The sequence below is a fragment of the Pseudomonas kilonensis genome (genome assembly GCF_001269885.1).
GTDB lineage: Bacteria > Pseudomonadota > Gammaproteobacteria > Pseudomonadales > Pseudomonadaceae > Aquipseudomonas > Aquipseudomonas kilonensis.
Genome location: NZ_LHVH01000018.1, coordinates 125688 through 147388 on the forward strand (window position 1 = coordinate 125688; position 21701 = coordinate 147388).

The window sequence follows — 21701 nt, forward strand, 5'->3', positions numbered from 1 at the left end:
GGGAAAGATCAAAAGATCGCAGCCTTCGGCAGCTCCTGCAGGGGGGCAACGGGTTCTTTGAATGAACAGCATTACCCAGGGCTTTCGCCGGCGCTCACACTACTGTTTTCCGTGACCTGTGCATTGGCCGTCGCCAATGTCTACTTTGCCCAGCCCTTGCTCGCCTCAATGGCCGAAAGCCTGGGCGTTGCTTCAGGATTGATCGGGGTGGTGGTCACGGCCACTCAGGTGGGGTACGCGCTGGGGTTGCTGTTCATCGTCCCGTTGGGGGACAAGGTCAACCGTAAACGGCTGGTTTTCGCGCAATTGGTGTTGTCCGCGCTTGTGCTGGCGGCCGTCGGCGCAGCGCGGCACTGGTTGGCTTTGTTGGGTGCGATGATCGTGATGGGCTTGCTGGCGGTGGTTGTCCAGGTGCTGGTGGCCTATGCCGCCGTGCTGTCCTCGCCCTCCCAGCGTGGACAGGCCGTGGGAACCGTCACCAGTGGCGTTGTCCTGGGTATTCTCCTGGCCCGGTTTACCTCTGGAGTGATTGCCGATCTGGCGGGCTGGCGCGGGGTTTATTTCGTTTCCGCGGGATTGATGCTGACCATCGCGGCGGTGTTCTGGGCAGTGGTGCCTGCTGCCGTGTCGCCACCTGACCGGCAGCCTTACCGGGCGCTCATCCGGTCGCTGTTCAAACTGTTCATGAGCGAGCCGGTGCTACGGATCAGGGGGCTGCTGGCCTTGCTGATCTTTGCCGCGTTTTCGGTGTTATGGACCGCCATGGTGCTGCCGTTGAGCGCCGCGCCGCTGTCGCTTTCACACACGGCCATCGGCCTGTTTGGCCTGGCCGGCGTCGCCGGGGCCCTGGCAGCCAGAAGGGCCGGTCGGTGGGCCGATCAAGGCTTTGGACAACGCGTTACCGGCTGGTCGCTGGGGCTCCTGACGTTTTCCTGGCTGCCTATCGCGTTTACCGAGACCTCCCTGATCGCACTGGTGTGCGGCGTGGTGTTGCTCGACTTCGCGGTGCAAGCCGTGCATGTCACCAACCAGAGCTTGATCTTCGCGGCACGGCCCGACGCGCAAAGTCGCATGGTCGGGGCTTATATGTGCTTCTACTCGGTGGGCAGCGCACTGGGCGCGGTGGCCGCGACCCAGGTCTATGCGCTGTGGGGCTGGATGGCGGTCAGCTTGCTAGGCGCCTTGATCAGCTTCGCCGCGTTGGCGGTGTGGAGGCTCTCGCTTCATTGCGGCCACTGCTCAAGCAGGATCGAGACAAACTTCTCCGCAGCCGGGGAGAGCGATGCGCCCCGGCGGTAGACCAGGCCCAGCGAGCGGTTTACCACAGGCTCGATCAGCGGCACGCTGACCAGCGTTGGATGATCCCCGGCCGGCATAGCCAGGCTGGGCATCGCCGACACACCGAGGCCGGCCTCGACCAATCCCAGCGACGTCGACAAGTGCTGCACTTCGTAAAACCATTGCGGGCGCCAGCTCAGGCCCGACAGCGCGTGATCCAGCAGCATGCGGTTGCCGCTCAGGCGACCGACGCCGATCAGCCGATAATCACTGAGTTCCGACCAGGTAACCGCACTGCGTTCAGCCAGTTCATGATCGCGCCGGCAGGCCAGCACAAAGGGTTCGTTGACCAGGGGTACGAACTCGATGTCCGGGTGCTGGCCGCTCATCATGTTGATGCCGAAGTCGGCTTCGCCGCGCAGTACCGCTTCGAGCCCTTCGTTGGCGCTGAGGTCGAGCAGGCGGATGCGGATTTTCGGGTAGCGCTCGTTATAGAGGCGAATCACCGAAGGCAGGAAATAGAACGCTGCCGTGGGAATGCACGCCAAGGTCACCCGGCCGATCTGTCGCTCCGCCAGCTCGCGGATGTTGAGAATCGAGTCGTCGAAATCATCCAGCAGGCGCCGCGCCTTGGGCAGGAAGTCACGGCCGACACTCGTCAGGCTGACCTTTCGGGTGGTGCGATCGAGCAAAGCGGTTCCCAAGCCTTCCTCGAGTTTTTTCATCCGTCGACTCAAGGCCGGTTGCGACAGATGCAGCGCGTCGGCGGCTTCGTGGAAGCTGCCGAGTTCGGCGATTTTCACGAAAGATCGTATGTCCTGGAGCTCATATTCCATGTTTTATCTCACCAAGAAGGGGCACGGCGCCGCACAATCATCGTAATTTAATTCATTTGTGAAACGCAATAATCACTCCGATCTTTGCATTGGAAACACTTTTTAAACCCTGCCACTCTTGTGCCTAGAACATCAATTATCCAGATTGATCAACAAGAGTTAATGTTCATGAAGCGAATTCCTTGTGTGCTGATGCGCGGCGGTACGTCAAAAGGCCCGGTGTTTCTCGCCTGGGATCTGCCGGTCGCCATCGCCGAACGTGACGAATTGCTGATCAACCTGATGGGTTCCGGCCACGAACTGGAAATCGACGGCATCGGCGGCGGCAGCCCACAGACCAGCAAAGTGGCAATCGTCAGTCCATCGTTGCACCCGGAAGCCGACGTCGATTATCTGTTCGTCCAAGTCATGGTTTCCCAGCGTCGGGTCGACACCGCGCCCAACTGCGGCAACATGCTCTGCGCCGTCGGCCCGTTCGCCATCGAGCAGGGGCTGGTCAAGGCTACCGGCGATCTGACCCGGGTGCGCATTCGCAACCTCAATACCGGGACTTTCGTGAATTCCGAGGTGCAAACCCCGGAAGGCAAGGTCAGCTATGAAGGCGACACCGCCATCGACGGCGTGCCCGGCACGGCCGCTCCGGTGCAACTGACCTTCCTCGATGCCGCGGGCAGCAAGACGGGGAAGCTCTTCCCGACCGGGCAACCCCTGGACATGATCGACGGCATTGCGGTGACGTGCATCGACATGGCGATGCCGATGCTGATCGTCGAGGCCAGCCAACTGGGCAAGCGCGGTGACGAAAGCCCCGCTGAATTGGACGCCGACAAGGCGTTCATGCAGCGCCTGGAGTCCTTGCGGCTCAAAGCCGGCCTGGCGATGGGCCTGGGTGACGTCAGCGACATGGTGATCCCCAAGCCGGTCCTGGTGTCGCCGGCCAAGTCTGGCGGGACCCTCCAGGTGCGCTACTTCATGCCGCACAACTGTCACCGCGCCTTGGCAATCACCGGCTCTATCGGCCTGGCGACGGCTTGCGTGACCAACGGCAGTGTCGCGGCCAACCTGATCGGTGGCGGCAGCGAGCCACGTTTGCAGCAGGTTCGCATCGAGCACCCCAGCGGCGGTATCGATGTGGTGTTGTCCTACACCGGCGAAAAGGGTGAGACCATTCGAGCCTCGGTGGTACGCACCGCCCGCCGACTTTTCTCTGGTTTCGTCTACGCCACGGTTTCCCGGCGCCTGGCCGGATAGCCAGGCAGACCTCGTCATTGCATCAGCGACTCAATAACAACAAGAGATCTGACATATGCTCGCTTTACTTGGCTTGGCCATGGTGGTGGTCTTCACCTTCCTGATAATGACCAAACGGCTGTCGCCGATCGTCGCCCTGACGGTGGTGCCCATCGTCTTTGCCGTGCTCGGCGGCTTTGGCGGGACCACCGGCAAGATGATGCTGGATGGCCTGAAGATGGTCGCGCCGTCAGCGGCACTGCTGTTGTTCGCGATCCTGTTTTTCGGCCTGATGATCGACGCCGGTCTGTTCGACCCGCTGATCCGCAAGATCCTCAAGCGGGTCAATGGCGACCCGATGAAGATCGCCGTGGGCACGGCGCTGCTGTCGCTGTTGGTGGCGCTGGACGGTGACGGCACGACGACGTACATGATCACCTGTGCCGCGATGCTACCGCTGTATAAGCGCATCGGCATGAACCCGATGATCCTGGCGACCGTTTCCATGCTCTCCTTGAGCATCATGAGTGGCATGACCCCTTGGGGCGGCCCGGCGACCCGGGCGATCGCAGCGCTGGGCCTGGATGCCGGTGAGTACTTCGTGCCGTTGCTGCCGACCATGATCGGTGGGGCCGCATGGGTGGTGTTCACGGCGTTCCTGTTGGGCCGTGCCGAGCGCAAGCGCATCGGCAACGTCCAACTGCAAAGCGGCGGCGGCAACTGCTATATCAACGCGATCATGGAAGACACGCCACACAAGCGTCCGAAACTGGCCTACGTCAACCTGCTGTTGGTGGTCGCGGTGATGGTCGCGCTGGTGATGGGGCTCATGCATTCGGCGATCCTGTTCCTGATTGGTTTCGTCCTGGCGCTGATGATCAACTATCCGCAGCTGGATATTCAGAAGGAGCGCATTCTCGCCCACTCGGGCAACGCCATGACCGTGGTCCTGCTGGTGTTTGCCGCGGGCATCTTCGCCGGGATTTTCTCCGGGACGAAAATGGTCGATGCGTTGGCACAAACCCTGGTCGACTGGATTCCGCCTTCCTGGGGTCATCTGTTCCCGCTGGTGGTGGCGATTACCAGCATGCCGCTGACGTTCGTCTTGTCCAACGATGCCTACTACTTCGGTGTCGTGCCGATCCTGGCCAACGCCGCGGCGGCCTATGGCATTGATCCGGTCGAGATTGCCCGGGCGTCCATTCTCGGCCAGCCGGTGCACCTGATGAGCCCGCTGGTGGCCTCGACCTTGTTGCTGGTGGGCATGGTCGACCGCGACCTGGGCGACTTCCAGAAAGCCACCGTCAAATGGGCGGTGCTCACGTCCCTGGTGATTACCGCGCTGGCCCTGCTGACCGGGGCACTGACGCTGTTTTCCTGATTCACCCGACACACTTTAGCTTCCCTGCCAGACATGCCCTCGCAAGCGGGTGTGCGCTGGCTTGCACGCCCAATAACAACAACGAGTAGCTCGACATGACCACTTTGCTTACCCGCGGGGCTTTGTTTCCAATCCTTGGGCTGCTGCCCCTGGCCTCGGCCAGCGCCGAAGGTTTCATCGACGACAGCAAGCTCAAGCTGCAATTGCGCAACGTTTACTTCAACGAAAATTTTCGCGATGAGCACGGTATGAGCGCACGGGCGGCGAGGACCGCCAAGAGTGAGCGCACCGAATGGGCCCAAGGCTTCCTGCTGGATTACCAATCGGGCTTTACGCCGGGCACCATTGGCTTTGGGGTCGATGCCCTGGGCCTGCTCGGGGTCAAGCTCGATTCCGGGCGTGGTCGCAGCGGCACCGGCCTGCTGCCAGTGCATGACGACGGTCGCGCCGCCGACGAGTTCGCCAGCGCAGGGATGACCGCCAAGGCCAGGATAGCCAAGACCACGCTCAAATACGGCACCTTGCTGCCCAAGACTCCGGTGCTGGTCTACAACGATGCGCGGCTGTTGCCCCAGACTTACCAGGGCACCCAGATCAGCAGCACTGACATCGACAACCTCACCGTCACCGGTGGGCATCTGGAACGTTTCAAGCTGCGCGATTCGAGCGACAGCATGCCCATCGTGCCCGATGGCTACGGCGGCGATAAGTCCGGTGACTTCAGCTATGCCGGTGCCGACTACAAGTTGGGTAAAAACATCCGTCTGAGCTACTTCTATGGTGAGCTGGAGAATTTCTATCGACAGAATTTTGCCGGCATCCAGCATGATCTGCCCTTGGGCGCTGGGGTATTGACCAGCGACCTGCGCTACTTCAACAGCGTCGATTCGGGTTCGGCCTATGGCGGCAAAATCGACAACGACATGCTCAGCGGATCGCTGTCCTACGCCGTTGTCGGCCACACACTGAGCGCCGGCTATCAAACCCTCAGTGGCGAGGCGGGCCTGCCTTATGTCAGCGGCGCCACGGTGTACTCCTTCAGCAACGTCGGGATCGGCAAGTTCATCGAGGAAGACGAGAAGACCTGGATGCTCGGGTACGGCTACGACTTCGCTCGCCTCGGTGTGCCCGGCCTGACATTTTCCACCCGCTACCTGAGCGGCAACGACGGCAAGTCCAACACCACGGTCAAAGAGTGGGAGCGAGACGCAGAGATCGCTTATGTGGTGCAGCAGGGCACGTTCAAGGGGCTGGGGGTGAAGCTGCGTAACTATGTCTATCGCTCGGACTTTTCCCGTGGCCGTGACAGCAACCGGGTCTACTTTACCTACGATGTCGCCCTTTGGTAGGGCATGCGGTTCACCTAAGAAACAACGATGGACCTGTGGCCAGAGATTGCTCCCGCTCGGCTCTGTAGGAGCTGGCGAAGCCTGCGATCTTTTGATCTTTCGCTTGAGATTCAAGTGCTTCTGGAAAGATCGCAGCCTCGCTTCGCTCGACAGCTCCTACAGGCGCGACCCAGCGGGAGCAATCTCTGGCGACGGTCTTCTCAGTGGCTCGGTTCGATGCTTTGCGACATCATGGCGTCAATTTTCTTTGGGGCAATGCCCGTCGAGGCCGCTATGGATCGCAACCGAGACCGACGTAACAACCTTTCCCTGGATGGCCTGAATTTTTTCCTCGCGGATGTACGCGATGGGCTGGGTCCTTACCTGGCGCTCTACCTGCTGGCGGTGCATCGCTGGGACCCGGCCAGCATTGGCGTGGTGATGACAGTGGCGGCGATGGTCGGGCTCGTTGCACAGGCGCCCGCCGGAGCGCTGATCGACCGGGTGCGCAGCAAACGTGCCGTGGTGGCTGTGGCCGCCTTGATGGTGACGCTGGGTTGCCTGGTGCTACCGTTCACGTCTTCCTTCGGCCTGGTGGCGCTGACCCAGGCGCTCGGCGCCGTGGCGGCGTCGGTCTTCGCGCCGGCGATCGCGGCGATTTCCCTGGGCATTACTGGCGCCAAGGCCTTTACGCGGCGCACTGGGCGCAACGAGACATTCAACCACGCGGGCAATGCCTGCGCAGCGCTGCTGGCGGGTGGGTTCGCCTGGCTGTTCGGTCCCATTGCGGTGTTCTACCTGATGGCCGCGATGGCATTGGCCAGCATCGTGGCGGTCAGTTGCGTGTCCGCCGAGGCCATCGACCATGACGTGGCCCGGGGCCTGGAGGCCGGTCAGTCGGTGCAGGGCCCGACGCCCTCGGCGCTGCGCGTTTTGCTGGATAACCGCACGCTGCTGTTGTTCGCCATCTGCTGCGGGCTGTTTCACCTGGCGAACGCGGCGATGCTCCCGCTGGTCAGTCAGAAACTCGCCCAGGCCAATGCACACCTGGCCACGCCGCTGACGTCGGCCTGTATCGTCGCGGCGCAATTGGTCATGGTGCCCATGGCGTGGCTGGTCGGCGTCAAGGCCGATGCCTGGGGACGCAAGCCGTTGTTGCTGGCCGGCTTCCTGATCCTGCCCATTCGAGGTGTGTTGTACGTGCTCTCGGACGACCCCTATTGGTTGGTAGCGGTGCAGTTGCTCGATGGGATCGGTGCCGGGCTGTTTGGCGCGCTGTTCCCCTTGGTGGTCAAGGACCTGACCCAGGGCACCGGGCGTTTCAACGTCAGCCTCGGGGTGCTGTCGACGGTGTTCGGGTTCGGCGCGGCGTTGAGTAACAGCTTGGCCGGTTTTGTGGTGCAAGGGGCTGGCTACAGCGCGGCGTTCCTGACCCTGGCAGCGATTGCTGCGTTGGCATTTTGTCTGTTGCTGGCGATGCCCGAGACTTTCATGCCCAGCCGCGCCCCACAGCCCGGCACGCTTACGGTCGCTGACGGCGGGGTCGCCTGAGCCTGCGTATCACCTATGTGTGAGCGAGCTTGCTCGCGATGGCGACCGGCAATCAGAGCCTGGGTACCGGCCGTTCCACGACACTCCAATAGGACGAGGTGTCGATGAGGCTCAAAACGCGCCCTTGGTCCATGTCCTGGTTCAGCACGCCTCGTATCAAATCACCGGCCAACCAGCTCGCCGTATTAGCTGCCAATACTCGACCTTCGGCATTGAGCAACAGCGCTTCATTGCTGACTCTCATCAGGCTGCGCACGAGCAAGGGTTCCAACGAGTGCAGGGAGATGTCGGCGGCGGCAACGCCAATGAAGCGATCATCGAAAAAAATCGGCACGGAGAAGGCAACGATGTACTGCTCGGTGCCATACAAGTCGACAAAAGGCCCGTCTATGGAGGGCTGGCGAGTCTGCTGCGGACGGGTGTACCAAGGCATGTGCAGGTAATCGTAGAAACGATCGCTGCGGCTATCGAGATTCAGCTGCAAAGGCTGGACTTGTTCGTTCTGGGTCCGGCACCACCACTGCAGGTGCATCTCGCAATCTTCCAGCTCACCAGGGGCGAAAACCACGCCAGCGCCATGAAACTTGAGACTCTCGGAGTCAAGGATCTGCCGGACGCCAGCCAACAATGGCTTGAGGTCGCGTTGATTGGGGCGCCTGGTCTTGCACCGTTGCCGTTCCCAAATGCTCGATACCTGGGCGCCCAGGTCGTTGAGACCCTTGAAGACGTTACCAATGGAAGCGTTGATCAACGTTGCGCATTGGGATAACCCATTTGCTGACATTTCGTTATCCATGGCTCTAACTCATGCCTCGGAAGGGACAGTGCGGTGTTTGCTGGCGACACGGACAGGCTGTCGGGCGGTGTTTGGAGTCAGTTGTCGAGCAAGATCTGTTCCAGTCATCAGGCATCTTGCGCCATCTGCTGCAAGCGTATGGCGGTCAAACGCCGGACGCCGCGAGCAACATGGGCTTCGGCCAGTGCCCCCGCCAGATTGGCATCGTTCGCAATGATGGCCTCCAGAATCGCCCGGTGTTCCCGCTCGATCACTTGGGGATCCGGTTGCTCATCAAATGGCAACCATAACAACTCCCCCAGTTCCGCCTGCAAGCGGGCCTCGCTGTGGGTCAGCCGTACCGACTGCGACGCCACGGCAATTTCGATGTGGAACCTGGCGTCGGCACGTCGGCGCTCCAGACGTTCTTGTGCCTTGGCCAGCGCATCGATGTAGCCACCCAGCCGCGCATGTTGCTCAGGGCCGGAGCGTTGGGCTGCCAAGCGGGCGGCGGCGCCTGAAATGGCTGCGTGCTCGTCGGCCAGGTCACGCAATTCAAGCGTGCTCATTTCACGCAATTGATCGAACAACGCCTGATCGGTGGTTTGTGGGGCGGCGCAGATAAAGCTGCCGCCGTTGCGTCCACGCCGGGTTTCGATGACCCCGCGCTCTCGCAAGGCAGCCAACGCATCGCGCAGGGTGACCGTGGCGACGCCGAGTTGGGTGGCCAGGGTGCTTTCGCTGGGGAGCTGTTCACCTTCGACCAGTAACCCCAGGTCAATCATTTCAACCAGGCGGCGGGTGACGGATTCCGTTTTCCCTTCCTGACTGAGGCGTATGAGACTTGATGTAGGGCTCATGGTCGTTTCATTCATTGGCGGCGTCGTCGACGCCTGGACTCAAAAAATTCTATTTCATAGTTCAAAGGCATTTTCAGGGGCCATTGGCGCGGAATTCTAGGGGCGAAAAGGCGTTAAAGTCAAAAAAACCTGGCTGAATTTGGTTTTCCTGGGGTTCTCATGGATTAAAAGATATGGTTCCATATGTTTAAGCAAGCCGAGATCGCATTCATCCGAACCCAGGAGCACTTCAATCATGAGTCACTTGACCCGAGCAGAATGGGAAGCCAGAGCCAAGGCGCTGGACATCGAGGGCCGTGCCTTTATCGACGGGCGATACAGGCCTGCCAGTTCAGGCGCTACCTTTGAATGCGTGAGTCCTGTGGACGGGCGATTGTTGGGCCTGGTTGCAAGTTGCGATGCCGCGGACGCCGAGCTGGCCGTGACCAGCGCCCGGGCGGCATTCGACTCCGGCGTTTGGTCGCGTCAGGCACCGGCAGTGCGCAAGGCGGTCATGCTGCGTTTTTCCGACCTCTTGCAGTCTCACGCCGAAGAGCTGGCACTGCTGGAAACGCTGGACATGGGCAAACCGATCGCCGACTCGCTGGCGGTCGACCTGCCCGGCGCCATCGATAGCATTCGCTGGTGCGGGGAGGCCATCGACAAGATCTACGATGAGGTGGCCGCGACGGCGGTAGATCAGCTCGGGCTGGTGACGCGGGAGCCGGTCGGGGTGGTCGCTGCCATCGTGCCGTGGAATTTCCCGTTGATGATGGCTTCGTGGAAATTGGGGCCGGCATTGGCGACCGGCAACTCGGTGATTCTCAAGCCTTCAGAGCGTTCGCCGCTGACGGCTATTCGTATCGCACAGATTGCCCTGGAAGCAGGGTTGCCGGTCGGTGTGCTCAATGTGCTGCCAGGCTATGGACACACGGTGGGCAAGGCCCTGGCCTTGCACGGTGACGTTGATGCGCTGGCGTTTACCGGTTCCACCCGAGTGGCCAAGCAACTTCTCGTGTATGCGGGCGAGTCGAACATGAAGCGGGTTTGGCTGGAGGCGGGGGGGAAGAGTCCGAACATTGTCTTCGCAGATGCCCCAGATCTACAGGCAGCCGCCGAAGCGGCAGCGGCCGCCATTGCTTTCAACCAGGGCGAGGTGTGCACCGCCGGTTCACGTTTGCTCGTCCAGGCTTCCATCAAGGCGCACTTCGTGCCGATGGTGGTCGAGGCTTTAAAAGGCTGGAAGCCAGGCCATCCGCTGGATCCCGACACCAATGTCGGTGCGCTGGTGGACGCGCGCCACCTGGAAGGGGTGTTGCAACACATTCGGCAAGGACAGGATCAAGGCGCCCAGTTGTTGCTGGGAGGGCGCGTGGCATTGGAGCAAACCGGCGGCAGCTACGTGGAGCCGACACTGTTCGACAATGTCAGCAACTCAATGACAATTGCCCGGGAAGAGATTTTCGGCCCGGTGCTGTCGGTGATCGAATTCGACGAAGCCGAGGATGCGGTGCGCATCGCCAACGACACGCCTTACGGGCTGGCTGCAGCCGTCTGGACGGCCAACCTGTCGCGCGCCCACACCATGGCCCGCGCACTTCGCGCCGGAAGTGTCTGGGTCAACCTGTATGACGGCGGCGACATGATGGCGCCGTTCGGTGGCTACAAGCAGTCCGGTAATGGCCGCGACAAATCCCTGCATGCCTTCGATAAATACACCGAGATCAAGGCCACCTGGATACAGCTCTGAGGCATTTCTGGTGAACCACGTTACGGGTGGAATGGTTCTGCCTGCTTGACGCTTACTCAACGAATTCCTTTTTGAAGGATGGCGCAATGAACAGCTCAATAAGCTCCACGGCAGCCGTGGACCAGGACGCGGAGCAACTCCGTGCCCTCGGGTACACCTCGAGTTTCGAACGTAGCATGAGCCTGTGGCAGAACTTTGCCCTCGGGTTCACCTACCTATCGCCGGTAGTCGGCGTCTACACATTGTTCGGCCTGTGCCTGGCAACGGGCGGGCCGCCCATGTTCTGGTCCTACCTGCTGGTGGGGTTCGGGCAAATGCTGGTGTGCCTGATTTTTTGCGAAGTGGTGTCCCAATATCCCATCTCCGGCGGTGTCTATCCGTGGGCCCGTCGCCTGGTGGGGAAAAAATGGGCCTGGATGGTCGGCTGGATCTACGCTATCTCCCTGTGCGTGACCATTGCTGCCGTAGCCCTGGGCGCCGGTCCCTACATTGCCAACCTGTTGGGTTTCGAGCCGTCGCCGGTCACCAATACCTTGGTCGCGCTGGTCCTGACCGCTACTGCGACGGTGTTGAACCTGAGCGGCACCAAGCTGCTGGCGCGGGTGGCTATGTTCGGCTTTCTGTGTGAGCTGGTCGGGGCGTTGTTGATCGGCGGCTATTTGCTGATTTTTGAGCGTCACCAGTCCTTGAGCGTGTTGTTCGACACGTTCGATATCTCCATCGATGGGGAGTACTGGCCGGCCTTCCTGGCCGCATCACTGGCCGGGATGTTCCTTTACTACGGTTTTGAAGCGTGCGGCGATGTGGCCGAGGAAACGCCCAATCCCAGCCGCCAAGTCCCCAAGGCCATGCGAATGACGATCTGGATCGGCGGTGCCGCGTCGATCTTTGCCGCCCTGGCCTTGATCCTGGCCGTGCCTGATATTGCCGCCGTTGTTTCCGGCCAGGACAAGGACCCCATGGCCACGATATTCGGCGCGGCGTTCGGTCCGGTCATGTCGCGGGTGGTCATGGCGGTGATCACGGTTTCGTTCGTTTCCTGTGTGCTGAGCTTGCAGGCATCCGCCAGCCGCTTGTTGTATGCCTACGCCCGAGACGAGATGCTCATGGGCAGTGGCGTGCTGAAGAAAATCTCCCCGGCCACCCATGTGCCGACCGCCGCCCTGATGGTCTGCGGGGTGCTGCCGGCGATCATCGTGTGTGTCGGTTTCTATCTTCAGAACGCCATCGCGCTGGTGGTGAGTTTTGCCGCCATCGGTATCTACCTGGCATTCCAGATGATCGTCGGGGGTGTGATGTACGCCCGTCTCCGGGGCTGGACACCCAATGGCCAGTTCACCTTGGGACGTTGGGGCTGGCCGGTGAACATCGCTGCGCTCTGCTATGGCTTGTTCGCCATCGTCAATATGTCCTGGCCGCGTATGCCAGACGCGCCGTGGTATGTGAACTACGGCATCGTGTTGGTTGGCGCCATCGTGATCTTCGTCGGCCTCGTCTACATGGTCCTGTTTCGCCCCTACGAGAAAGGTACCGCCCCGGCTTCCGATGCCTGGAAAAAAAACTAAGCGACATGACGGCCTGCCGCCGGGCGCGGCAGGCAAATCCTCTGATGAGAAAAGGGTGAACGCTATGATGTCTCGAATCCATTCGATGCTGTTTGGGTTGCTCCTGATTCTGGCCAGCCATGGGGTTCTGGCAGCCAGTCAAAACGATACCCTGGGTGTGATCCATGACTATATGAAAGCTTGGAACGCTCGCGATGCGGAGGCTGCGGCGAAGTACTTCACCGAGGACGGCGAGTTCCTCGACGCCTCGGTGGGGACACCGCAGGTCGGCCGGGAAAATGCCAAGACCCAGGTGATCGAAGTGTTCATGCACGCAGTGCCGGATCTGCAATGGACGATGCTGGGCGAGCCGATCGTCAACGGTGAAAGCATTGCCTTCGAATGGGAATTCAAGGGACACAATACCGGGCCTTGGAGCACCGAGACGCCGGCCACCCAGCGCCCCCTCAGCTTCAAGGGGGTGAGTTTCATCCGGCTCAAGGAGGGCAAGATCATCACGCAGCACGACTACTATGACGCCCTGGGTTTCAACAAGCAGCTCGGCTGGTAGATCAATGTTCCCGCCGCGAGAGCTGTAGCAACAAACCAGGCTCGGCTCTCCTGGCAGAAAGTGTCCAGCCATGGGCCTGGGCGATTTCCTGACAGATCGTCAAGCCCAGGCCGGCGCCATGGTCGCGGCGATGGGCCCCGCGCCAGAAGCGAACGAACAGGTGCGGCAGTTGCTCCCGATCCACCCCGGGGCCCCAGTCTCGTACGCTCAGGTGATCCGCGCCGATGTCCACTCGAACCTCGGTGCCTCGAGGGGCGTGTTGGATGGCGTTTTCCAGCAGGTTCTTCAACAAGGTGAAGAGGGCGCTGCGATCCGCCTGCCATGGGTCAGTAGAGATAGGCGCCTGCGCCAGCACCAGGCGTACCTCGGCGGCTTCGGCCATGCGCTGCAGATAGTCGCTGGCTTCCCTCGCGACATCGGTCAGTTCGACTTCGGCAAACAGGTAGTTCTGGGCCTCACTGGCTTCGGTCAGGAGCAGCAGTTGCTGGACTTGACGGGTCATGTGGGCCACGTCGTTGAGCAGTGCGTTGCGATCGTGGAAGTCCTCCATCAATTCGATTTGCGCGCGTATCAGCGCCAGCGGTGTCTTGAGCTCGTGCGCCGCGGTCGCGAGAAATTCCTGCTGGATCCGGTAGCCATTTTCCAGGCGCTGGAGGACCCGATTGAAACTGTCCACCAGTGGCACGACTTCGGACGGTACGCTGCTGACCTGCAAGCGTGAATGCAGGGAGCGAGGCGAGATCGCCGCGGCCGACTCGGACACCTCGCGCAAGGGTTTGAGCGTATAGCCCAGGGTGATATAGGCACAGGCGGCAAAGACGAAGAGCAGCACCAGGCTGAACAGGACGATACCGGCACCCATGAATGGCAACGCGAATGCACCGTGGAAGAGGTCCATCAGCCGTTCGCTGACGGCAAGTTGCAGGAACCAGGGCTTGCCGTCGTGTTCGACCGGCGCGGTGGCGCCATACATCAGGATGCCCTGGCGCTCGAACTTGAACGGTTCGTGATCTGAAGGATGCAGCGCGGTGCTTGCCGGCCAGAAGTTTGCTTCGGTAGACGCCAGGACCACGTTTGCCGAGGCGTCCAGCACGCGGTATCCGATGTCTTGCTGCATGCTTTCATAGGTCCAGATTCGATCGGCCTCGCTGCGATCGAATCCGACCGGGCGTCCAGCAGGATCGAACTGGAGTTTTTCCGCCAGCTCCTGGGTGCGCTCGGTCATGTTCATGACCAGCAGGATGTCGCTCTGGGAGGTGACCAGGGCCAGCGCCGTCAATACGATCAGCAGGATGCTCAGCGCCACGCCGGCAATATAAGCCAGCAGCACCTTGAATCTGAGGCTACTCAGCCACGTCGACCTGGCGCAGCGCATAACCAAGACCTCGCAAGTTGACAATGCGTTGGCGGGAGCCGATGGCAAGCAGCTTGCGGCGGATACGGTGAAGGGCCACGTCCAGGGCGTTCGGCGTGACCGCCTCGCTCAAGCCCCAGCCTGCTGCCTCTATCGTCTGACGGCGGACGACCTCCCCAGGTTTGCGCAACAGCAGCAACATGATCTGCATTTCCGCCGGTGCCAGGGCAATGCTTTCATTGGCACAGCACATGCTGCCGGTGTCGGGTTGCAGGCTCAGGTCGCCATGGCTGGGCGCCAGTGGGCGACAGTCCACGGGGCGTCGCAGCAACGCTCGCACGCGCGCGACCATTTCATCCATGGCGAACGGCTTGGGCAGATAGTCATCCGCGCCGGCATCGAGCCCCTGTACCCGATCATGCAGGGCATCCCGCGCCGTGAGCACCAGGCAAGGGATGCCAAGCCCGGCGCTGCGCAGACGCTTCAACAAGACGAGCCCGTCGCCGTCCGGCAAGCCGCGATCGAGGATCAGCGCCTGGTAGGGCACACGCTGGATGGCCGCCCACGCGCCATCCATGCGGTTGATCACATCGACGGCGATCCCTGCATTCGCCAGGCCCGTGCAGACCAGGTGCGCCAATCGTTCGTGGTCCTCGACCAGCAGAATGCGGCTCATCAGAAACGGTACAGGTAGCCGAACAGCGCGCTGTTTTCGGTAGAGCTGTCTACCAGTGGGCTGTCCTTGATCTCACTGGCGAGGCTCGTCGCTTTGATATCGAGGAACAGAGAGTGGTGTTTATCGAACATGTAGTTTCCCCGGACGCCAAATTCGGTATTGAGGGCGGACTTGCCATCATAGGCCGCACGATCGATGCGGGCCTCACTGTCGCGCACGCCAAAATAATAATCGACGTATTTTTTGTCCTGCCACATCGCCGTCACATGGGGCGTGAGGGTGATGTGGTCGTCGAGCCGCCAGGTTCGCTCCAGGCCCACGTTGAAGCGCTGCCCCTTGCTGTTGCCCGACAGGTCCGAGAGCCACTCGGCGCGCACGTCCACCAGACCGGTGTGCCACTCCACTTTGGCCCCCGCCCAGAAGCCACTTTTGCGGTCGCTCATGCCATCGAAGACCCGCGCGTCGTCAGCGTCGTAGCCACTGAAGTCGTACTGGCCCATGAGGCTGAAATCGATTTGCTGGGTGTCGCCGATCTCGAGTTGGGACAGCTTGACCTCGGCGTTTGGACCGAACACCCGCAGGTATTCGTTCTCGAAGTAGATCAGCGGTATCGCCTTGTTGTCACGATCGATGCCGGTATAGGGCTGCTGGCTGCTGATTGCGCCGACCCCCAGTCCCCAGGACGAAGACGGTTCGGCAGCTTCAGGTTCGGCTGCTTGTGCGGCGATGGCTGAAGTGGCCACGGCGAGCAGGATCACATTCGGGATGGTTGAAACGGCTAAGTGCAGCAAATGCATTGGGGGGCTCCAACGGAATAGGATGAAGTGCGCGCCTATCGTTGAGCGTTTTCCCTTACTGGATGCTTACGGTTATCTGTCGAAAGCCAGAGATTGCTCCCGCTCGGCCGTTGTAGGAGCTGTGTAGGAGCTGTCGAGTGCAACGAGGCTGCGATCTTGTCCCAGACAATTGAGTCGCAAGCGAAAGATCAAAATCAAAAGATCGCAGGCTTCGCCAGCTCCTACAGCAGCGCGAGCAAGCTCTGACCACGGGTCTGCGCTCAAACGATATCGTCGATCAGGATGTGGTGCTGTCCGCGGCTGCATCGTTCGATCCGCGCCTCGACCTTGTAGACCTTGCGCAGCATCGACTCGGTAATCACCTCCGCGCTCGGGCCGCTGCCCTGGGCGGTACCGTCGGCAATCACCAGTACCTGGTCGGCAAAGCGCAGCGCCTGGTTCAGGTCATGGATGGCGATGAACACAATGACTTCGCGCTTGCGCGCCAGGGCCCGCATGAAGCCCAGCACCTGGACCTGCCGGTGCATGTCCAGGGCGCTGGTCGGTTCATCCATCAGCAGGATTTCCGGTTCGCGCACCAAGGTCTGGGCGATCGACACCAGTTGTTGCTGCCCGCCACTGAGTTCACCGAGGTTGCGGAACGACAATTCGGTGATGCCCAGCGCGGCGAGAATGTCGTCCACCAACTTCAGTTCATCGTCATGGACGGCCCAGCCCGGCGTGAGTTGTTTGCGCGCCAGCAGGACCGATTCGTACACCGTCAACCGGGCGCTGGCGTTCAAGCCCTGAGGCATGTAGCTAATGCCTTGCGGCCCCTTTTTCGAACCCTGCAAGAGGACCTGTCCGGGGCCTTCGATCAATCCGGCCATGCGTTTGAACAAGGTGGATTTGCCCGCCGCGTTGGGGCCGATCACCGCCACCACCTGACCGCCGACAAAGGCTGCCGTGGTCACACCGTGAATGATCGTGCGCTGGCCGTAGCGGGCACCGAGGTTCTCCAGCTGGATCGTCACCATGAGTTTTTCTTCCCGCCGAGGATCAAGGATATGAAGAAGGGCACGCCGATCAGCGACGTGACCACGCCGATGGGGAAAATGGCGCCGGGGATCAGGGTTTTGCTGATCACCGAACTGGCGGACAGAATCAATGCGCCGGTCAACAAAGACGCTGGCAGGAAGAACCGCTGGTCTTCACCGATCAGCATTCGCGCGATGTGCGGGCCGACCAGCCCGATGAAGCCGATGGTGCCGACAAAGGCCACCGGGAATGAGGCGAGCAGGCTGACCATGATCAGCGTCTGAAAGCGTAGGCTGCGCACGTTGATGCCGAAACTCGCGGCCTTGTCATCCCCCAGGCGCAGCGCGGTCAAAGCCCAGGCGCGCCGGGCGAAAATCGGCAGGGTGACCAGGATCACCAGGCAGATCACCCCGAGCTTGGGCCAGGTGGCTTTGGTCAGGCTGCCCATTGTCCAGAACACCACGGCGGCCACGGCTTGTTCGGTGGCGAAGAATTGCACCAGTGCCAACAGCGCGTTGAAGGTGAACACCAGGGCGATGCCGAGCAGGACGATGGTCTCGGCGCTGACACCGCGGCGCAGGCTCAGGAAGTGGATCAGCAAGGCCGACAACATGGCCATGATGAACGCGTTCACCGGCACCATGTACTGTGCCGCCAGCGGGAACAACGCCACGCCAAACGCCAGTCCCATGGCTGCACCGAAACTGGCGGCGGCGGAAATGCCCAGGGTGAACGGGCTGGCCAGCGGGTTGTTGAGGATCGTCTGCATCTGCGCGCCGGCCAGCGACAACGCGGCGCCGACCGCAACGGCCATCAGCGCCACGGGCAAGCGGATGTCCCACATCACCACACGCACCTGGGGCGATGCGCTGTCCGGCGAAAACAATGCGCCGAGCACTTCGTCGAGGCTGTAGCGCGCCGGCCCGAGGGCCAGGTCGAGCAGGACGCTGCAGATCAGCAGCAGCGCGAGCCCACCGAGGATGAGGCGCTTGCGCAGCACCAGGCGCCGGTAGGTGTCGCGTTGAACCACCAGGGCTTCGTTCAGCGAGCTCATGGCGTGACCTCTGCCGGGCGCAGGCTGACGGCGTAGCCCGGCTCATAAGGTACCGGCAAGAACTGCTCATGCAGTTGGCGGAACGCGGCATCCGGATCCAGGTCGGCAAACAACGTCGGGTGAAACCATTTGGCCAATTGCTGGATGGCCACGAACTGATAGGGGCTGTTGTAGAACTGGTGCCAAATGGCATGGAAAGCCTGGTCGTCCTGGGCCTTGATGCCGGCATAGGCCGGTCGTTGGGTGTACCACGCCAGTTTTTTCCTGGCTTGGGCCATGTCCGCGCCCGGGCCGACGCCGACCCAATGGCCACCGGGAGCAAAGGCTTCCCAGTTGGCACTGGTGATCACCACCTGCGCCGGGTTGGCGACCACCACTTGCTCGGCATTCAACTGGCCGAACGTGGTGGGGATGATGCCTTTGGCGATGTTGTCGCCCCCGGCCATTTCGACGAACAGGCCGAAGTTCTCGTTACCAAAACTCAGGCAGCAATCATCGGTGTAACCGCCGATGCGTTCGATGAAGACCTTTGGCCGGGCAGGGTGGTGCGCTTCAATGACGTCGGTGACACGCCGAATCTGTTGGTTGCGAAACTCGATGAAGGCCTCGGCACGGGCTTGCTTGCCGAACAGTTGGCCGAACAGGCGCATGGTCGGCTCGGTGTTCTGCATCGGGTTGTTGCGAAAGTCGACGTAGACCACCGGGATGCCCAAGGCGTCGAGCTTCTCGATGTAGCGCGCATCCTCGGTGGCGTGCTGGGCTTCGATATTGAGGATGATCACATCCGGACGCTGGGAGATCGCCTGCTCAATGTCAAAGGTGCCGTCCTCGAACCCGCCGAAGGTCGGAATCCTGGCGATGGCGGGAAATGTGCGCAGGTAGGCGCTGTAGGTGTCCGGATCGGACTGGATCAGGTCCTTGCGCCAACCGACGATGCGTTCGATGGGGTTTTGTGTGTCCAGCGCCGCGACCAGGTACAGCTGGCGGCCTTCGCCGAGGATCACCCGCCGGACCGGGAGGTGGACCTTGACCTGGCGCCCGAGCAGATCGGTCACGCTGCCCAGGGCTGGATCCGCCTCGGCGGCGACAGCGTTGCGTGGCGCCAGGGAAAGCAACGACAAGCCGAGCCATCCGGCGAACAGCAGGGTGGCGAGCGTGTGACGACGCAAAACGGTAACCATGGTTCAGGCCTTTACAGAAGCCGACCGGGACAACGGCGCAAACCGCCAGCCCGGCCCGCGGGTTTCAGAAATCAACGGTGGCGGACAATAGCAGCGTGCGTGGTGCGCCTTGGGAAAACGCACCATAGGAGGCGACCCCTGACCAGTAGGCGCGGTCAAACACGTTCTGTACCGTGGCGCGAAAAGTCGTGGGCCGCTCGGCGATGCGCGTGGCGTAGCGGGCGCCGACATCGAAGCGGGTCCAGGCGTCCAGTGCCTGGGTGTTGGCCTGGTCGACGTACTGGCTGGCGGTGTAGATCGCGCCGCTGGTCAGCGTCAGCCCTTCAATGCCCGGGGTGTCCCACTCGGCCCAGAGGTTGGCCTGGACCTTGGGGACGCCCACCGGTGTGTTGCCGCGGTTGGCGGCCACGCCGGTGCGGGTCAGCTCCCCATCGAGCAGCGTCACGCCACCGAGCAGGCGCGTGCCTCGGGCCACCTCGCCGGACAGGTTCAGTTCCACGCCACGATTGCGTTGCTGGGCCTGGACCGAAAACACTCTGTTCGACAATTCACCGCTGGGCTTCTTGATCTGGAACAGCGCCAGCGTGGCCATGAAACGGTCGTAGTCGAGCTTGATTCCGATCTCCTGCTGGCGGGAGATGTAGGGTGAGAAAACCTCATCCGCGTTGGTTGCAGCGGACGGCGCAATGTCGCCCTTGCTCAGGCCTTCGATGTAGTTGTAGTACAGCGCGACATGTTCCCAGGGCTTGGCAACGATACCGAACAGCGGCGTGGTTTTGCTTTTGTCGTAGGACGGGATGGCAACGGTGGTGTTGAAGTTTTCCGACTGGACGTTCTGCCTGCGCAGCCCGAGGGTGACTTGCAGGCGCTCATCGAGCACCGACAGGGTGTCGGCCAGGGCGACGCCTGACAATTGGCTCTCGGAGACTTTCGGTGTGTTGGGTTCGGCGAGGTTGGGCCGGGGCCGGTCGATCGGGTGATAGATGTTCGAGAGGATGACGGGGCCGGAAATAATGCCCCGGGACAACTCGTCGCGATAACGACTGACTTGCAGCACCGCGCGGTGGCTGACCGGCCCGGTGTCGAAGCCCAGGCGCGCGCCGGCGTCGACGGTGTAGCGCCGGACCTTGAATTGGTAATAGCCGGGATCTGATGACGTGTCGCCGGCTGCGTTGATGATGGTTGGGGTCTGGTCGGACATGCGCTCGACCTCGGATTTTCCGCCACCGGCGTGGGCAAACAGCGTCAGTTGGTCGCTGAGGTCATATTCGCCACTCAGCAACGCCGACTTGTCCCGGGCTTGGGAGCGGCCCCAATCCTGGCTGACACTGGTCCGGCCGTTGGCGGCCGATGGAATCTGCACGCCGGGGGCGATCCTGAAGGGCCGTGATGCGGCGTCGAACGCTTCCTTTTGATTGATCAGGTCCAGGCTCGTGCGCAGGCGATCCCCTTGGTAATCCAGGGAGATGGCGCCGGTGCCGACCTCTCGGGACTGCTTGTCGATGGCCGTGTCGCCCTGCTGCAGGCTGCCGTTGAACCTGATCCCGAACCGGCGCTCCTCACCAAAACGCCGGCTGACGTCGAGGTGGCCGCCCAGTTGCGAGTCCATGGCATAGCGGCTGGTGAATCGGGTCAGGTCCTCGTCGAGGGCGCGCTTGGGGACCACGTTGATCACGCCGCCCACGGCGCTGTTGGGCGACATGCCATACAGCAGGGCGGCGGGGCCCTTGACCAGTTCGATGCGCTCGGCGTAATCGGTGAACACCCGGTAATTGGACGCCACGCCATACACGCCGTCGAACGCCAACTCGCCGAGATTGCCTTCCCCCAGCGGAAAACCGCGAATGAAGAACGAGTCGACAATGCCGCCCGCCTGGCCGGTGGCGCGCACCGAAGGGTCGCGCTCCAGCACGTCGCCCACGGTGACCGCCTGTTGATCCTTGATCATTGTCGAGGTGTAGCTGCTGACGCTGAAAGGCGCGTCCATCACATCGGTGTTGCCCAGCAGGCCAAGGCGTGCGCCGCGGGCGACCTGATCACTGGCGTCGGTGGGCGGCAGGCCGGTATTGCGTCTGCCGGCGGCATCGACGCTGATCGTCGGCAAGGACACCTGGCGCAGCACCAATGTGTAGCTGCCATCGTCGCGGGCAACCATCTCCACACCGCTGTCGGCCAGCAGGCGCGTGAGTGCTTGCGCTGCGGTGTAGGTGCCGGAAAGTCCCGGGCTGACCAGGCCTTCGGTGATCGACGGCTGGAACGACAAGGCAATGCCGGCGGCCAGCGCAAAGCTCGACAGGGCGGCGCCGAGCGGCCCGGGGGCGATGTCATAGGTTCGGGGGGCGATGGCTTCCAGTTGCACAGGCACGGCGGCCAAGGCGAACGATCCGATGAGCGTGTTCAAGGCAAGGCTCAACAGCACACTGCGCATGACGGGCTTGGACGGACGATCCGGACGCAGGGGCCGTGCAACGAGCATGGATGGATGACCCTATGGACGAGATGAAATGGTTATTCCTTTCTTTGCCAGTCGAGATCAAAA

The 21701-nt window shown here is 61.7% G+C and carries 18 protein-coding genes; 8 read left to right on the forward strand and 10 right to left on the reverse strand.

All coding sequences use genetic code 11. The features are described from left to right. The first annotated feature begins 57 nt into the window (after nt 1–57). Nucleotides 58–1299, forward strand: a complete 1242-nt coding sequence (locus AD662_RS12040; RefSeq protein ID WP_139213112.1) for an MFS transporter — start codon at nt 58–60, stop codon at nt 1297–1299. Here the strand turns inward: AD662_RS12040 and AD662_RS12045 are convergent. Beyond that, complete coding sequence (locus AD662_RS12045) at nt 1224–2114, reverse strand: LysR family transcriptional regulator (protein WP_003200706.1); 891 nt, start codon at nt 2112–2114, stop codon at nt 1224–1226. The two genes, AD662_RS12040 and AD662_RS12045, sit on opposite strands and share 76 nt — an antisense overlap. 168 nt (nt 2115–2282) lie before the next feature. Here AD662_RS12045 and AD662_RS12050 point away from each other — a divergent pair, with 168 nt between their 5' ends. The 4 genes from AD662_RS12050 to AD662_RS12065 all read left to right on the forward strand — a co-directional run bounded on the left by AD662_RS12050 (nt 2283) and on the right by AD662_RS12065 (nt 7604). Beyond that, the gene (locus AD662_RS12050; RefSeq protein ID WP_053187492.1) at nt 2283–3365 is read left to right on the forward strand and encodes a 4-oxalomesaconate tautomerase; all 1083 of its coding nucleotides are present in this window, start codon (nt 2283–2285) and stop codon (nt 3363–3365) included. Between the two features lie 55 nt (nt 3366–3420). Then, nucleotides 3421–4725: a CitMHS family transporter gene (locus tag AD662_RS12055; RefSeq protein WP_018600453.1), complete on the forward strand. Its 1305-nt coding sequence runs from the start codon at nt 3421–3423 to the stop codon at nt 4723–4725. A gap of 95 nt (nt 4726–4820) precedes the next feature. Next, nucleotides 4821–6074 carry an OprD family porin gene (locus AD662_RS12060; RefSeq protein ID WP_053187496.1) on the forward strand — a complete coding sequence of 418 codons (1254 nt, stop codon included), beginning with the start codon at nt 4821–4823 and terminating at the stop codon, nt 6072–6074. A 273-nt stretch (nt 6075–6347) separates the two neighbouring features. Next, complete coding sequence (locus AD662_RS12065) at nt 6348–7604, forward strand: MFS transporter (protein ID WP_053187499.1); 1257 nt, start codon at nt 6348–6350, stop codon at nt 7602–7604. 52 nt (nt 7605–7656) lie between these two features. Here the strand turns inward: AD662_RS12065 and AD662_RS12070 are convergent, their stop codons facing one another. Next, nucleotides 7657–8400, reverse strand: coding sequence for a PDC sensor domain-containing protein (locus AD662_RS12070; RefSeq protein WP_013693025.1), 744 nt, complete (start codon nt 8398–8400; stop codon nt 7657–7659). A 107-nt stretch (nt 8401–8507) separates the two neighbouring features. Beyond that, a complete protein-coding gene (locus AD662_RS12075; RefSeq protein WP_053187502.1) occupies nt 8508–9239 on the reverse strand; it encodes a FadR/GntR family transcriptional regulator in 732 nt (243 codons plus the stop codon). A 235-nt stretch (nt 9240–9474) separates the two neighbouring features. On the opposite strand from AD662_RS12075, the gene AD662_RS12080 reads away from it, so the two are divergent. The 3 genes from AD662_RS12080 to AD662_RS12090 all read left to right on the forward strand — a co-directional run bounded on the left by AD662_RS12080 (nt 9475) and on the right by AD662_RS12090 (nt 13083). Next, nucleotides 9475–10968 carry an aldehyde dehydrogenase gene (locus AD662_RS12080; RefSeq protein WP_053187504.1) on the forward strand — a complete coding sequence of 498 codons (1494 nt, stop codon included), beginning with the start codon at nt 9475–9477 and terminating at the stop codon, nt 10966–10968. An 86-nt stretch (nt 10969–11054) separates the two neighbouring features. Beyond that, complete coding sequence (locus AD662_RS12085) at nt 11055–12533, forward strand: APC family permease (RefSeq protein ID WP_053187507.1); 1479 nt, start codon at nt 11055–11057, stop codon at nt 12531–12533. A gap of 64 nt (nt 12534–12597) precedes the next feature. Further along, nucleotides 12598–13083 (forward strand): ester cyclase, encoded by a 486-nt coding sequence (locus tag AD662_RS12090; RefSeq protein WP_053187510.1) that lies wholly within the window; start codon nt 12598–12600, stop codon nt 13081–13083. Between the two features lies 1 nt (nt 13084). Here the strand turns inward: AD662_RS12090 and AD662_RS12095 are convergent, their stop codons facing one another. The 7 genes from AD662_RS12095 to AD662_RS12125 form a co-directional block, all read right to left on the reverse strand. Next, nucleotides 13085–14413 carry a sensor histidine kinase gene (locus AD662_RS12095; RefSeq protein ID WP_235862400.1) on the reverse strand — a complete coding sequence of 443 codons (1329 nt, stop codon included), beginning with the start codon at nt 14411–14413 and terminating at the stop codon, nt 13085–13087. Between the two features lie 13 nt (nt 14414–14426). Beyond that, on the reverse strand, nt 14427–15113 hold the full coding sequence (locus AD662_RS12100) for a response regulator transcription factor (RefSeq protein ID WP_018600461.1): 687 nt from the start codon (nt 15111–15113) through the stop codon (nt 14427–14429). Beyond that, nucleotides 15113–15910 carry a MipA/OmpV family protein gene (locus tag AD662_RS12105; protein WP_053187515.1) on the reverse strand — a complete coding sequence of 266 codons (798 nt, stop codon included), beginning with the start codon at nt 15908–15910 and terminating at the stop codon, nt 15113–15115. Before AD662_RS12105 ends, AD662_RS12100 begins: the two co-directional genes overlap by 1 nt. Nucleotides 15911–16170: 260 nt before the next feature. After that, nucleotides 16171–16926 (reverse strand): ABC transporter ATP-binding protein, encoded by a 756-nt coding sequence (locus tag AD662_RS12110; protein WP_053179025.1) that lies wholly within the window; start codon nt 16924–16926, stop codon nt 16171–16173. Beyond that, the gene (locus tag AD662_RS12115; protein ID WP_053187518.1) at nt 16920–17981 is read right to left on the reverse strand and encodes a FecCD family ABC transporter permease; all 1062 of its coding nucleotides are present in this window, start codon (nt 17979–17981) and stop codon (nt 16920–16922) included. The genes AD662_RS12110 and AD662_RS12115 overlap by 7 nt, the downstream gene beginning before the upstream one ends. Continuing rightward, complete coding sequence (locus AD662_RS12120) at nt 17978–19162, reverse strand: ABC transporter substrate-binding protein (RefSeq protein WP_053187521.1); 1185 nt, start codon at nt 19160–19162, stop codon at nt 17978–17980. The genes AD662_RS12115 and AD662_RS12120 overlap by 4 nt, the downstream gene beginning before the upstream one ends. A 64-nt stretch (nt 19163–19226) precedes the next feature. After that, nucleotides 19227–21638: a TonB-dependent receptor gene (locus tag AD662_RS12125; protein ID WP_053187523.1), complete on the reverse strand. Its 2412-nt coding sequence runs from the start codon at nt 21636–21638 to the stop codon at nt 19227–19229. Between the last annotated feature and the right edge of the window lie 63 nt (nt 21639–21701).